The following is a 14385-nucleotide window of genomic DNA, read 5'->3' as shown; positions in this document are numbered from 1 at the left end:
GATAAAAATTGAAGTTTTTTATCTATGTTGCAGCCGATTTTAGAAAAAGAAGTTTGGAATGAACAATAAATACGAAGAACGGCTGGGAACAGAACGTATGTTACCGCTTGTTTTTAAGATGGCACTCCCGGCAGTGGCTGCACAATTTGTCAATCTGCTTTATAGCATTGTGGACCGTATATACATCGGGCATATTCCGGGAATTGGCACCGATGCGCTGGCGGGTGTAGGGGTGACTACCTCTCTCATTATACTGATTTCTTCTTTTTCGGCAATTGTCGGCGGCGGTGGTGCTCCGTTGGCTGCCATTGCACTCGGACAGGGCGACCGTGTACGAGCCGGAAAGATATTGGGAAACGGGTTTGTTCTGCTGATATTGTTTACTTTGCTGACTTCTGTCATTGCATATACTTTTATGGAACCTATTCTCCTCTTTACAGGAGCTTCGGAAAACACCTTGGAATATGCGGTTGACTATCTTTCCATTTATCTCTTGGGAACGATATTTGTCGAAATATCCACCGGGTTGAATAGCTTTATCAATGCTCAGGGACGTCCTGCCATTGCCATGTTTTCAGTTCTGATCGGAGCCTTATTGAACATCATTCTTGATCCTATTTTTATTTTCTGGTTTGACATGGGCGTGAAAGGTGCTGCTTTGGCTACAGTACTTTCCCAAGCATGCAGTGCGGTGTGGGTGGTAAGTTTCCTCTTTTCCCGACGTGCCTCTCTGCCTTTGGAGAAACGATATATGGGACTGGACCGGAAGATTATCCTTTCCATATTAGCTTTAGGAGTATCCCCCTTCATTATGGCAAGTACGGAAAGTCTGGTTGGGTTTGTCCTCAATAGCAGTCTGAAGGAATTTGGAGATATCTACATCAGCGCATTGACGATTCTGCAAAGTTCGATGCAGTTTGCCAGTGTACCGCTGACCGGATTTGCGCAAGGATTCGTTCCGATTATAAGTTATAACTTCGGGCATGGTGACAAGCAGCGTGTGAAAGATTGCTTCCGTATTGTGCTGGTAACCATGTTTTCCTTCAATTTGATATTGATGCTTTTCATGATTCTCTTCCCTTCGACGGTTGCCTCTGCTTTCACCAGTGATGAAAGACTGATAGAAACTGTACGTTGGACAATGCCCGTTTTCTTGGGTGGCATGACCATTTTCGGCTTGCAACGTGCCTGTCAGAATATGTTCGTTGCATTGGGGCAGGCCCGAATCTCTATCTTCATTGCTCTGTTGCGTAAAGCTATCCTGTTGATTCCGCTGGCGTTAATTTTGCCGAACTTTATGGGAGTAACCGGAGTGTATGCAGCTGAGGCTATATCTGATGCGACTGCGGCCATCTGTTGCACGTTATTGTTCTTTGGGCAGTTCCCTAAAATTCTGGGAAGGATTAAAGGGAATACTTTGCGTGTGGAGTAATCGTTTCTTTGTATTTTATTTTTTTTACTTCACAGATATGCATGGCATTACGGTTGTATTCTGACTGTTATCTCTCTCTTTATCTCATTTCCTGTGCGTAAATGTTGATTTATCCGGATATCTGTACCTGTTAATATATAGAAAAGTGTGTCTGTTTGCCAGGCGATGGTACCGGCTATCCTCTGATATAGGATTTCTCTTTTCATTCTTATTCTGTATCCGGCAAAGATACAAAAAGGATGTTTGTATCCTGGCAGGAGGTAAAAGGTGAATCTAAACCGGATATTTTTCAATTGTGTGAGTAACTGTGGAAGTCGGGCTTTTGGTAAGAAGCAGTTGTAGCCTGCGAATGGGCGTATCGTTCTCGTAGAAATTAATGAGATATTCGATTTTGTTACGAAGCATCGTTCTGCAAAGCCTCGTACAGCTTACCGGTATGCACTGGAGAGAATGCCTAAAGATATGAGAGCGGAAGCTATGAAAAAATAGCTTCCTTTTCCTTCCTTTACTCTGCTTTTCTGTTTGGTTTTCGCTTAATAAGCAGAAGCCGTTCCATATCATTGAATAGTTTTGTGTCTTTTAATTCAAACATGATCCATTTGCCGTCGTGGAAAGTGGTAGCTGCATCATAGATCATCTGTACCTCGTTTGAAAACTGTCCCCGCTGAATTTCAAATTTGGCACGTTCATCTTTTCCTAAGATAACCATAAATCCCAGAGTCTTTTCCTTCGCATATAAAGCACAGAGGGTTTTACCGCCTTTGCGGTATTTGTATTCATACGTCCACGCTTTGCCGCCACGGTTCCAAAGTAGCTCCATTTCGTAGCTCTTCTCGATGCGCTGGCAGAGTGAGTTCCATACATCATAAAGGTCTGTTCCTATCAGATTCTCTATATCTTTGGAAGTCGGTATTTGAAAAGGTTCTTTCATGGTATTTGCTGTTTTATCATATATGCCGCAAAGATAGGATGATCTTTTAGTAAATCGTTGTCCAATATAGGCATCCTGGGTTATAATTATTAGAAGAAGTTCCATTTTCATCTACATTTCAGTCTTTTTTTTAATTTTTATTGCACTTTTTCAAATATAGCAATGAGATTCTAGAACTAAGATGTAAAGACATATTCCATACTTCACCTCAATTATAATTTTAAAATTCAATCTATTTGTTGAGAAAAATAAAATATGCTGAAGAACGTTATTGTGTGTTTTGTAAAAGACAGTATATCAAATAGTTATAATTTTCTATTTTTGGTTTAAAACCAACGGGTCGTTCCTTTAAAACCAACGCCCCATTTCTTTAAAACCAAGAGGGCATTTCTCGGTGAGAAACGGAGGATTGGTTAGAAACTAGATATAAATTCAGGATAAATATTTAAATATTTCAAATAGGTCATTTGTTTTTGTAAGTAAGGTGATGTAGTAATTTGTTGTATTGAGGCAGGAAAAAAGATAATTGCTTTAGCATGAAGTAAATAAATTCCAAAGATTTTACTTACATTTGTTTCTATAAATAAAATGTAAGTGAAAAACATGAGAAAACAACTATTAGTATCACTCCTCTGCTGCCTTCTTGTTTCGGCTGCGTCATTGGCTCAAAGCTGGAAACCTTATGAACAGGCTGCGAAGGGGAAGACTTACGAAGCATCCGATTGTGTGACACTGTTGGATAGTACATCGGTATCTGTTCAGCCTACAGGACAAGGGTCGTTTGTTGTATGCAAAGTGATAAAGGTACAGACTCCGAGGGGAGCAGTGGATAATCGGGTGATTAAATACGATTATGACCCTTTGACTGCTTATGCCGAATTTAAACGTGTAACCATCCATCGTGCCAATGGAAAAGTAGATGAACTTGATGTCAGGAAAACCTGTGATTATGCTGCTCCTGCGCGTGCTATTTATTGGGGCGCAAGACAAATCATGATTGAAGTGGGCGCCTTGCAGCCGGGTGATATTGTGGATTACGAAATAGCCAAGAAAGGCTTTACCTATGCGTTGCTTGCAGCCGGTAATGAAGATGAATCACGCTTTATTCCGCCTATGCGCGGACAGTTTTATGATATTGTTCCTTTTTGGAGCAGCACTCCTACTGTACGTAAAGTTTATGTAGTAAGCATTCCGATGGAGAAGGAACTTCAGTTTCAGTTCTATCAGGGTGAGTGCGCATCATCCATGCGTTATGAAGACGGTCGCAAGAAATATAGCTTTGCGATGGATGATATGATGCCTTTCGTTAAAGAGACAAACATGGTAGACCTTTTCGATGCAGCTCCCAAACTGATGATGTCTTCCACTCCCCAGTGGAAAGACAAGTCGTTGTGGTTCAATAAAGTGAATGAAGATTATGGTAGTTTTGATCCATTGCCCGAAGCGCAGAAAAAAGTGGATGAACTGATAAAAGGCAAGAAGACCGAAATGGAAAAAATAGCTGTGTTGACTCATTGGGTGGCAGATAACATCCGCTATTCCGGCATCTCGATGGGAAAAGGAGAAGGATTTACACTTCATAATACTAAAATGAATTATACTGATCGTTGCGGAGTCTGCAAAGATATAGCAGGTACACTGATTTCGTTCTTGCGCATGGCTGGTTTCGAAGCCTATCCTGCCATGACGATGGCAGGCAGTCGGGTAGAAAGTATTCCTGCCGACCATTTTAATCATTGTGTGGCAGTGGTGAAACTGAGCAATGGAACATATATGCCTCTTGATCCGACATGGGTTCCTTTCTGCCGCGAGTTATGGAGCAGTGCCGAACAGCAGCAGAACTATCTGCCGGGTGTACCCGAAGGTTCTGATTTGTGTATCACTCCGGTTTCGGCTCCCGAAAACCATTATGTACGTATCAAAGCCGACAACCGCTTGGAAGCAGATGGTACACTACGCGGTACTTTTACCCTTACAGCCGAAGGACAGAGTGACAGCAATATCCGTCGCATCTTTACCACCGGCTTTCAGAGCGAATGGAAAAGCACGATGGAACGTCAGCTGTTGGCCATCTCTCCCAAAGCCAGATTGTTGAGCGTAGACTATGGAAAAAATCCCAAAGACTATCAGGCTGCACCTATTAAAATCACTTTTCGTTATGAAATACCCGATTATGCCTTGAAAGGAGAGGGCGAGATGTTTTTCCGTCCGATGGTGATGAATAACCTTTATAATCAGGTACGTTCTTATATGTGGATCGATACTTCGGTAGAAAACCGCAAGTATGGTTTCAAAGATGCTTGTTCCCGTTTGGTCGAACTGGATGAAACGGTTCAGCTTCCGGCAGGATACAAGCTGGTGAGTGCGGTCAAGGATGAAACCATGCAAGGAGTGGGAGCCGATTTTGAAGGTTCGTTGGTACAGAAAGGAAATAAAGTGTTGCTCCACAATCGATTGGCTTTGAAGAAGCGTGTTTATGAGGCTTCTGATTGGGAAAGTTTCCGCAATGCTGTGAATGCCCACAAGGCGTATGGTGAATATTTGGTGATTAAAAAGTAGAGCAGAATGAAAAATACATATTATTATATAGTTACGCTGGCGATGTTGATTCTGGCATTTCCGGTGAAAGCGGCATCCGAAGCTGAATTTGGGAAATTGAGCAAGGCTTATACGTTACACGCTGACGGCAGTCAGGAAATGCGTGTGCAAAAAGAGCTGACTTTGTTTACTCATGCAGCGATGAACCGTGTGTATGGAGAGAGTTTTATCATTTACAATCCGGAGTTTCAGACACTGAAGATACACGATTCTTATACTCGTCAGAAAGACGGTACTATTGTGAAGACTCCCGAAAATGCGCTCCTTGAGGTACTTCCTTCCGTAGCGGCAGATGCTCCGGCTTATAATGGTCTGAAAGAGATGGTAGTCGTTCATACGGGACTGGAATTGGGAGCTACCATTTATCTGGACTACTCCGTCGTTACCCGTCCGGGATATCTGCCCGAACTGGATGTGTGCGAGCAGGTGGAAGAGCTTTCCCCAATCAGGGAATATGTGTTTTCGCTGTCAGTGCCCGAAAGCAAACCTCTGCATTATGAATGGTTGAATGGAAAAGCTGCTCCGGTGGTGAAAACTGCGGATGGCATGAAAACAGTGACCTGGACACTGAAAAATGTGCAACCGCGTCCTTATTCACTTGACGTCTCTTTGCCGGCAGGTAATGTACAGGCTGTTGTGGCGTCCACTTATGCTTCAAAGGCTGATGCACTGAAAGTGATAAAACAACAACTGGAAAGTAATGGAAAGGATGTTACCGAATTGGCACAGAAGCTGACTGCCGGTGCACAAACCACAGAACAAAAAAAGGAGTTACTCACTGCTTATGTAGAAGGATTAGGAAATTGCCGTCTGACCCTGTCGCAAACCGGATACCTTTTGCGTCCGGCTTCCGAAGTGATCCGTTCGGCATACGGAACTGAAGCGGAGAAGGCTGCTTTGTTGGCTGCCTTGCAACAAGCGATAGGCATCCGTGCGGAGATAAAAGCGGCTTTTCCTAAAACAGAAGATAAAGATGCAGCCGGACTTGCCGCTGTCAGCAGATTGTTTCTCTTTGATAAAGGAATTGCCGATATACAGGATTTTGTTTCTGTAGTTGATCTGAATGCTCAGCCGATAATTTTAGAGAAGGTTTCTCATGTTGTTTCACGAACTGACACCTTGCGGGTGAGCGATAAAACCGGAAGGGCATTGGCTGATGGTTATCGGAAATTCGACTTACCGCAGGCTCGTGGTGGATGGGCAAGTTATGATGGACGTGTGACGGCTCTGAATACAACTCGTCCCGTTAACCTGCTTTTGCGGTATTTGCCCGATGAGGCTTATACCTATATCGTAAAGATTGATGCAAGAATAAAACCAGTGGTTGTGCCGACTAACAAAAAGATTGAAAATGCTGTCGGCATCATAGAAGTTACAGTGAAAAAGGCGGAGGATAAAATAGAGATATTCCGTACCTTGAAACTGAAAAAACAATTGATAACTCCGACTGAATATCCGGCGTATTATCGCTTGATGGCGGAATGGATGGATACCAATGGCAATAGTCTGTTATTTCAAACTGCGAAGTAAATCTGACGGGCATATCGTTCCGATGGGGCTGCCATTCAGAACAAATCAAAGAGGATGTGTCGAAACCCTTCATAAATAAAGAATCATCTTCGCTACAACTATCTGTGGCGAAGATGATTTCGTTAAAAGGGGAGTCTTGACACATCCTCTTCGTTTTTTATCCGGTAAGACAGATGATCCTCTAAAGAGGTTTTATCGGAATACAAATATCCACAATGTGTTTATTCTCCGGATGTGTCCGGTGACTGTTATGGTATAACTCATAAGTACATCCATCTCCTTGCTGATACCCACTTTCCGTAAACCACTTGCACATTGTGTTCCATGCCTTCTCGAAATCTTCAGTACCCAATTCAAAGTGTCCGACAGCATATTGCCCACCGGGAATGACGAGATTACCGATTTCACCTTCTCCTTTTACGTCTCCTTCCACGATGATACAGGCACTCTGGCGCACTTTACTCAATTCCGTTACCGAAGGATCATCATGTGTGACGGTTGCCGATTTCGTAACATTCGGAATATACAGGCCACGAGGTTCTGCCCATTTGATAAGTTTCTCATACGCTTTTACAATCTCTTTGAATGCTCCCATATGCCGGCAATAAACAGCTTTCATGTCCGGCATCTCTTTTACTTCGATTTTTGTTTCCATAAAATATGATATTTTAAATTTGACGCTGCAAAGTTGGGGAGATAATACATGCTTGGGTGTCAAATTCTTGCTAACCATTTGTCCGTTCTTGCTAAATAAGATTCCGTCCTGGGCATAAACGGGTCTCTCCGTTTTACGGAACTGGCTTGGCGTCAAACCAAAAAACTTTTTGAATACACGGCTAAAAAGGGATACTGTGCAAAAACCGCAACTATCAGCAATCTCACTGATAGAAATATCCATATTTTCCCGTAACCGGCAGGCTGCCTTCTCAATCCGGAGGCGTTGGATGTAATCAATCGGTGTTTCACCTATCAGGAACGTGAATATCCTGTGGAAATGAAAAGGCGAAAAGTTAGCTATTTCTGCTATACTTTTCAGTTCCAGAGGCTGGTCGAGATGTATGTCAATGTAGTCCATCACCCGATTGATCCTGGAACGATATTCTATTTTACTTTTTTCTTGTATATTCATGTCAGACGGTTTTTAATCGCAAAGATAGCTGCCGTCTGTCAGATCTGCTTGTCTATTCTTGCTAACTATCTTGTGAATTTTATCCTTACACTGTATTTGCAGAAGTCTTTTTATGTGTGAAAGATGAAGTAAATATAGCAGTTTTTGGCGGATTATTCTTGTTTCATGAGGTATCTGCCTATCTTTGCAGTATAAACGGTTTGTTTAATTTATAACACTGACGATTATGAAGTTACTGGTTTTTCTTGCTAAAGGCTTTGAGACGATTGAATTTAGTGGTTTCATTGATGTGATGGGATGGGCGAAAACTGATTTTGGCTGTGATGTTGAGGTGGTAACAGGTGGTTTTAACGAGAAAGTCATCAGTTCTTTTAATATTCCCGTTTTGGTGGATAAGACGATTGATGAGATATCCGTTGATGAATATGATGCTCTTGCCATCCCCGGAGGTTTTGAAGTTTTCGGCTTTTATGAAGAGGCTTATGAAGAGAAGCTTTTAAATCTGATTCGTCAGTTTGATGCCCGGAAGAAATGGATTGCAACAGTTTGTGTAGGTGCTTTGCCTGTCGGTAAAAGTGGTGTGCTGAAAGATAGAAAGGCGACTACTTATCATCTCGGAGGGGCAGTCAAGCAAAAGGTTCTTCAAAGTTTCGGAGCAATAATCGTCCATGAACCGATAGTGGTGGACGACAATATAATCACGTCCTATGGTCCTCAAACCGCTTCGGGAGTAGCCCTTCTTTTATTGGAGAAACTGACTTCCCATCGTGAAATGTCTTTGGTAAAAGAGGCTATGGGATTCTAAAAATAAAACCGGAGAAGCATCAAAATTAGTACGGAAGGATTATTGACTTATGATACAATGACTCAATCTGCTGCAATAACAGAGATAAGAAAATATTAATCTTCTTATCTCTGTCCTCTACTATATCATATAGCAAACAGGCTGCTAAATCAGTTCGTGAATTTCCTGAATATGGAGATTCAGATGATCTAAATATCCTTCTATCATTTCTTTTAAAGTGACTTTTGTCCCTTCGAAGTCACACCAGTAACTATCTAGTTTCGTTTGATCTACCGACTTTATTACCTGAATGATATGCAAATTAAAGAATTTCCATAACTGAATCAGATTATTCCAGTCCGTATGCTGATAATCCTGCAAGGCTATCCACAGATCATTATCCTGTCGATAATCAGGAAAGAAAAGCAGATCCTTACTGTATTGCAACCTGATCATCCGTTGATGATTGTTTGAGGTGGAATCAATCAAATGTCCGAGAATTTGTTTGATAGTACGATTCTGCCTGTTACGTTTTTGTGTGATTGTCTCTTCCGGCAGGCTGGTTAATACTTTTTCTTCTGTCTCTATAACATTATAAATCCCTTCTGTTATTGGGGAAAAATCAAACTCTGGCATAATTCCTCTCTTTCTGTTTTAAAGTTTCTTTTGCGCAACTGCGCAATAATGCAAATATAGACAAATGAATGAAATATATGCGGAATTGCATTCTATAAAAGCAAACTTGTTTGTTATTCTGCTTGTTAGGATAACATCTTTTCCATATATCCTTTATATTTGCATGATATTAGAACCAACAATTATATAAAAAAGATATGAGAACAGTATTGGCAGCATTAGGAGTTTTGTGTTTCATGGGAAGTTGTTCGTCAGGTATGACAAGTTCAAAAGGCATTGTTTGTGATGCGACCATGAATACAGTGGCGATTGTTACAGACAAGAATGATACTCTTTCATTCAGTACGATGAACGCGAATAAAGAAGAAGTCGATGGCTTGCTTCTGAATGATACTCTGGAAGTATTCTATACCGGTAAATATACACCGGGGATGCAGGCCTCAAAATTAGTCCAGTATCCGCAATCTCTCAAACTTGGAGGCGATCGGGATGAACACGGTTGTATCGGCTCTGCCGGATATGTATGGTGTGAAGTGCAGCAAGACTGCATCCGGTTGTTTGAAAAAGGTATCCGGACAGAAGCTGTGGATGGAGGCACTGCCTCTGCTTTTATAGTGTTCAGCCCCGATTCCACACGTCTGGAACTTTTCTTCTCTGATGAACAACCGAATGAGATTCTGGAAAGACGTGGCTTACCTTCGGGAGGTTATGCATGGAACGTGGAGGATGATGATACGAAAAATGTACGGTTTATAGACGGATTGTGGACAATCAGTCAGAGAGATAAGGTTATTTATCGTGAGAAAAAGACGAAAGCCGGAGAATAATTCCGGCTTTTATAGCTGTTTATTTATTACTTTTATCAGATAAAAGTATAGCCGAATCGTGCTCAACAATGTCTTTTTACGACTGTAGTGCTAAAAAATGTGATAATCTAATAGTAATGGAATAAAAAAGGAGGGATACTGTAACTTTTAATTCTGATTTTTATTATATTTGTATAGCCGTTGAAAGGTGCGTTCATTGAGACTAAATATCGAAAAGCGTTCAGCTTTTTTACGTAGTAACGAAACTACCAATTTCTTTTACCCTCAGGGTAAATATTACAACACGTAAAAATGACTGAACGCCTACGCTTGTTATACATATACTTTGCGTGGGCGTTCTTCTCATTTGTGTTGTAGGGATTGGTAGTTCCTGTTGCTACATTTGGGAAGAAAAGGCTCACGTTTTTTTATATCTATTCTTGACATAACATTCAAAACATATGAAAAGATCTTCATTTTGGGTTTTATCGTAAAAGTGCGTTGCTTTTTTAACGAGTTAGTTTTCCTTTTTATTAATTAAAAAAAAGACTACTATGGATAAGAAAATCGTAGGTGCCAACGCAGGCAAAGTATGGCACGCCCTTAATGAAGCTGATGGAATATCGATTCCCGAACTTGCCCGGAAAGTAAATCTGAGTGTGGAAAGCACAGCTCTGGCAGTCGGTTGGCTGGCTCGTGAAAACAAGGTAGTGATTGAACGCAAGAATGGATTAATTGAAATTTATAATGAAGGTCATTTTGACTTTTCTTTCGGATAAGTTTAATGAATATAATGCTGGTTAGGTTATATAATGAAAGAAGCTCTCGATAAAAAACTGAATTCAGTGATATTGAAAGCTTCTTTTTATTATATACCTTGTGTCAAAATGCCTTATTGAAGAGTAACTATAATGGAGTGTTCGCCCTTCTCTGTTATGATAATTACCTTATTTCTTTGTCAGAAACTTCTTGCTCAACCACTTTCTTACAGGCTCGTCATACAGTTTCAGGCAAAGGTAAGCCAACACAATGCTTCCGAAGAAGACACATAAGGCTACCGGCCATGACTGGGAGAAAGTGATATGTGGCTCTTTGCTCCATAACCAGGCATAGAACAGATACATGAAAGGATAATGTATGATATATACCGGATAAGATATATCTCCCAGGAATTTACAGATTTTGGCTGTACCTTTATCTGTCGTTTTTCCCGAAGCACCCAGATAGACAAGTAGTGGGAAAATAAGAATGGTGCATACAGCATCATAAATACCATTCATCCACGGAGATGTCTCACCGCCTACATACGGCATGGTAAGTAAAATGAGAATCGACAGACTGCATATCCAGAAGGCCCCTTTGATATGGACCGGTTTAAAGATGCGCGACATCAATAATCCGATAGAGAATGCGAACAACATACGTAGAAAACCTCCGATCAGGTTATAGTCGATCATCGACCAGCCTACTCCTAAATGATGACTACCGGAGAGATTGCATATCGAGAAAGAAGCCAATCCGATTCCTGCTATCACAACAAGTATCGTAAGTGCCTTGGTAGACATCCGGCGAATAAATAGGGCATACAAAATATTACCGATATACTCGAAGAACAAAGACCAGCTGGGACCATTCAAAGGATACATCTCACCGTTTCCACGGACTTCGGGACCCGTGCCCGGAACAGCCGGAATCAGGAAAAGATTGAGAAGCATAGCCACCATTACCATCGATATGGAAACACGGGTACCGTCCCATTGCTCGCAGCCTTGTATGCAAAATGTAATAGCACCCAAAACGGCTCCCATAACAACCATCGGATGCAGACGGATTAATCTGCGTTTGAAAAACTCTTTTTGGGTCATCGTTGTTTTCCAGCGGTCGTCATAAGCATAGCCGATAACGAAGCCCGACAGAATAAAGAAGAAATCGACAGCCAGATACCCATGATTGAATTTTTGGTCTATGGGACTTGTAGCAAAGCCTTCGAATACATGATACCATATCACCAGAAGAGCCGCAACCCCTCGCAGTCCGTCAAGGAGTACGTAATGGGGTTTAGAGTCTGCAAATGCAGAGGAAGAGATTTTTTGCATGTTTTAAATTATTGTTCAAATTAGTATTAGTCATTGAAGAAGCCGCAAAAATACGGAATTTATAAGTTTAAAAATTTGTCCTGCATCAAAATCTTGCCGTGTATGGGAATTATTTGTATGCTCTGAGGCGGCTGAGTGTTGATAGTGTGATGCCCAGATAAGAGGCGATATATCCCAATTGTATCCGTTGGCACATTTGAGGAAACTGAAGTTTGAATGCTTCATATCTTTCTTTTGCAGACAGGGTGAGGCGGTCTTTGTGCGAACGGTGCAGGCGTCTGTATTCGTTTTGATGAATCACTCTTCCCCAGTTTGCCAGTTCGATATTGGTCTGAAACAGCCGGAGCAGATCGGTCAGTGATATTTTGTATGCGACAACGTCCTCAAGCGTTTCCACAAATTCTTCACTCATCTTATTATAATACAATTCATCCATGCTGAAGACAATCGCTCCCTCACACGCAAAGGAAGTCGTTATTTCCTCTCCGTTTACCAGCCAGAAAGAGCGGGTCATTCCTTCTTCAATAAAATAAGCCGATTTGCAAAATTTGTCAGCCTCTATCAGTTGATGCCTCTTTGGAAAATGACATAATACTGTATTTTCTTTTAGTATTTGTATCGTTTCATCCGAAATGGGATACAAAGAGTTCATCTTATCTATAATGTTTCTCATAAAGTAGTCCTTAATAATTTTCTGTCAAGTACAAAAATAGGAAAAACAATTCTGCCCACAATAGATGCCGGTGAAAAAGGGGGTGTTTTATCGATTCGTTCACTAAGGAGGAGAGAAACAGGAGAGTGGGAACTGCTGCTGAAAGACAAAGAAGGTACACTTCATTCTTTGGTGAAATGTACCTTCTTTGATATCGGGAAGAGGCTAAACACGTGAGTATAGCCAGCTTATTCCGGAAATGGTATACATCAATTGACGTTGCTTACCTTGGATTCTGCTGTATATTCGGATTGGCATCTATTTCGCTTTGCGGAATAGGCAGGGCTATTCTCAGATCGGTAGCTTCTATCTTTTGTGCGTTAGACGCTTTCAAGGTCTCAAGATGCCAGCTGCCCTTGCGTTCAATAGCCAGACCATTGCGCAAGTAGTCATAGAAGACTTCCCCTTCGCCAACCAGTTCCTTGCGGCGCTCCTTAAGAATTCTGTCCAGAGTAAAAGTCTCCGTTGATACTTGCTGACTGGTATCCGTGGTACGGCGGCTGATGATGTCATTCAGATAACCTTGTGCTTCTTCAATATCCGTTCCTTTTTTCAGTCCCGCTTCAGCCGCGTTCAGATAGACTTCGGAAAGGCGGATGATGCAAATGTTATTAGTTTTGGGATCATCTCCGGTCTTGCCGGGGAACTTGGCAAGATAGACTTTCTCGTGCATGGCGGCAGCCGGAAGTCCGGTGTTGTTTTCGATGACAGATTCCTTTGTCAGGCAGTGGCGTACATCCTTGGGGTCTTCATTCAGCAGGTTCAGGAAATCTTCCGACAAGATCAGATTATTCCAGTCGACCGTTGCTTCGTTGGCATAAACCATCGGAGCGCCCTCACCGCCCGTACCTCCTGAAGGTTCGGATAAAGTGATGTAAAGTTCGAATAATGATTCCGACTGGAAATCCTGCCCCCATACATTGGGATATTCCTCATAGCTGTAAAGCTGATAACGTCCGCCGTTGTTCTTGATCACATCCGTAGCGGCATCATAAGCCTTCTGATATTCACCCATATTCAGATAGACTCTTGACAGTAATGCCTGAGCTGCCCAGTAGTTTATATAGCCATTGGATGTCTCTTGTCTCAACCCGGACAGTGCATTGCTCATGTCGCTGACTACCTGTTCGTAGCATTGCGCTACAGTGCTGCGTGACGGTTTATGCGTGGGATCGGAAGGGGAGGTCTCGATGGGTACTCCCAATGAAGCCCCCTTGTCATTCGTATAAGGCATTCCGAACAACCGGGTCAGGTTGAAGAGGGAAAGTCCCCGCATCACCAGCGCTTCGGACTTGATGCGGTTCAATTCTTTAGTATCACTGCTTTGAATACTGCCCGACTCTATTTTCTGTATCAGATTATTCGTCTGTCGTATTACTTTATAAACAGTATTCCACGGCAGTACAATATTCAGATTATCGGAAGCGAGCACATTGTATTCATAATAGGGAGATACGCGTTTTCCGTCTCCTTTGGTGATACGTGCCTGTACATCGGCGGCACGGCAATCGCCGTAATACCAATAGTTGTCTCCGTAATAGCTATGGCCGGATGCCAGACGATAAATTCCGTTCAGAGCGATCTGGGCATCGTCCAATGTTACGATGGCCTGTCCTGTTTCTACCGAGCTGGTGGTGTTAAGGTCTAGCCAGTCTGCCGAGCAGGAGCTGTTCAGTAGAGCCATTGCTGTAAGTAGGTATATATGAATTCGTTTCATTATGTTGTTTATTT

At 42.0% G+C, this 14385-nt stretch carries 13 protein-coding genes; 6 read left to right on the top strand and 7 right to left on the bottom strand.

Annotation, left to right across the window (positions count from 1 at the left end; all coding sequences use genetic code 11):
* Positions 1-58 precede the first annotated feature (58 nt).
* Positions 59-1432 (top strand): MATE family efflux transporter, encoded by a 1374-nt coding sequence (locus BT_RS12010; RefSeq protein ID WP_011108266.1) that lies wholly within the window; start codon positions 59-61, stop codon positions 1430-1432.
* A 47-nt stretch (positions 1433-1479) separates the two neighbouring features.
* Here BT_RS12010 and BT_RS12005 read toward each other — a convergent pair whose 3' ends face one another.
* Positions 1480-1638, bottom strand: a complete 159-nt coding sequence (locus tag BT_RS12005) for a hypothetical protein (RefSeq protein ID WP_155249858.1) — start codon at positions 1636-1638, stop codon at positions 1480-1482.
* A 299-nt stretch (positions 1639-1937) separates the two neighbouring features.
* Positions 1938-2363 (bottom strand): DUF3788 domain-containing protein, encoded by a 426-nt coding sequence (locus BT_RS12000; RefSeq protein WP_022471380.1) that lies wholly within the window; start codon positions 2361-2363, stop codon positions 1938-1940.
* 603 nt (positions 2364-2966) lie between these two features.
* On the opposite strand from BT_RS12000, the gene BT_RS11995 reads away from it, so the two are divergent.
* Complete coding sequence (locus tag BT_RS11995; RefSeq protein WP_011108263.1) at positions 2967-4922, top strand: DUF3857 domain-containing transglutaminase family protein; 1956 nt, start codon at positions 2967-2969, stop codon at positions 4920-4922.
* A gap of 6 nt (positions 4923-4928) precedes the next feature.
* A complete protein-coding gene (locus BT_RS11990) occupies positions 4929-6491 on the top strand; it encodes a DUF3857 domain-containing protein (RefSeq protein WP_011108262.1) in 1563 nt (520 codons plus the stop codon).
* Between the two features lie 181 nt (positions 6492-6672).
* Here BT_RS11990 and BT_RS11985 read toward each other — a convergent pair whose 3' ends face one another.
* The gene (locus BT_RS11985) at positions 6673-7620 is read right to left on the bottom strand and encodes an AraC family transcriptional regulator (protein WP_011108261.1); all 948 of its coding nucleotides are present in this window, start codon (positions 7618-7620) and stop codon (positions 6673-6675) included.
* A gap of 226 nt (positions 7621-7846) precedes the next feature.
* Between BT_RS11985 and BT_RS11980 the strand changes: the two genes are divergently transcribed.
* Positions 7847-8425 (top strand): DJ-1/PfpI family protein, encoded by a 579-nt coding sequence (locus tag BT_RS11980; protein ID WP_011108260.1) that lies wholly within the window; start codon positions 7847-7849, stop codon positions 8423-8425.
* A 144-nt stretch (positions 8426-8569) separates the two neighbouring features.
* On the opposite strand, the gene BT_RS11975 is transcribed toward BT_RS11980, so the two are convergent.
* Positions 8570-9040 (bottom strand): DinB family protein, encoded by a 471-nt coding sequence (locus tag BT_RS11975; RefSeq protein ID WP_011108259.1) that lies wholly within the window; start codon positions 9038-9040, stop codon positions 8570-8572.
* A 197-nt stretch (positions 9041-9237) separates the two neighbouring features.
* Between BT_RS11975 and BT_RS11970 the strand changes: the two genes are divergently transcribed.
* Both BT_RS11970 and BT_RS11965 read left to right on the top strand, forming a co-directional pair.
* Positions 9238-9867, top strand: coding sequence for a hypothetical protein (locus tag BT_RS11970; protein ID WP_011108258.1), 630 nt, complete (start codon positions 9238-9240; stop codon positions 9865-9867).
* A 533-nt stretch (positions 9868-10400) separates the two neighbouring features.
* Positions 10401-10625, top strand: a complete 225-nt coding sequence (locus BT_RS11965) for a winged helix-turn-helix domain-containing protein (protein WP_008763800.1) — start codon at positions 10401-10403, stop codon at positions 10623-10625.
* Between the two features lie 168 nt (positions 10626-10793).
* Here BT_RS11965 and BT_RS11960 read toward each other — a convergent pair whose 3' ends face one another.
* From BT_RS11960 to BT_RS11950, 3 genes are all read right to left on the bottom strand, one after another.
* Positions 10794-11942 (bottom strand): acyltransferase family protein, encoded by a 1149-nt coding sequence (locus BT_RS11960; RefSeq protein ID WP_008764054.1) that lies wholly within the window; start codon positions 11940-11942, stop codon positions 10794-10796.
* Positions 11943-12051: 109 nt separating this feature from the next.
* The gene (locus tag BT_RS11955; RefSeq protein WP_011108257.1) at positions 12052-12615 is read right to left on the bottom strand and encodes a Crp/Fnr family transcriptional regulator; all 564 of its coding nucleotides are present in this window, start codon (positions 12613-12615) and stop codon (positions 12052-12054) included.
* Between the two features lie 262 nt (positions 12616-12877).
* Complete coding sequence (locus tag BT_RS11950) at positions 12878-14371, bottom strand: RagB/SusD family nutrient uptake outer membrane protein (RefSeq protein ID WP_011108256.1); 1494 nt, start codon at positions 14369-14371, stop codon at positions 12878-12880.
* Positions 14372-14385: the final 14 nt, after the last annotated feature.

Source organism: Bacteroides thetaiotaomicron VPI-5482 (genome assembly GCF_000011065.1).
Lineage (GTDB): Bacteria > Bacteroidota > Bacteroidia > Bacteroidales > Bacteroidaceae > Bacteroides > Bacteroides thetaiotaomicron.
Note: the sequence above shows the minus strand (reverse complement) of the source record. Positions and strands in the feature narration are given on the sequence as shown.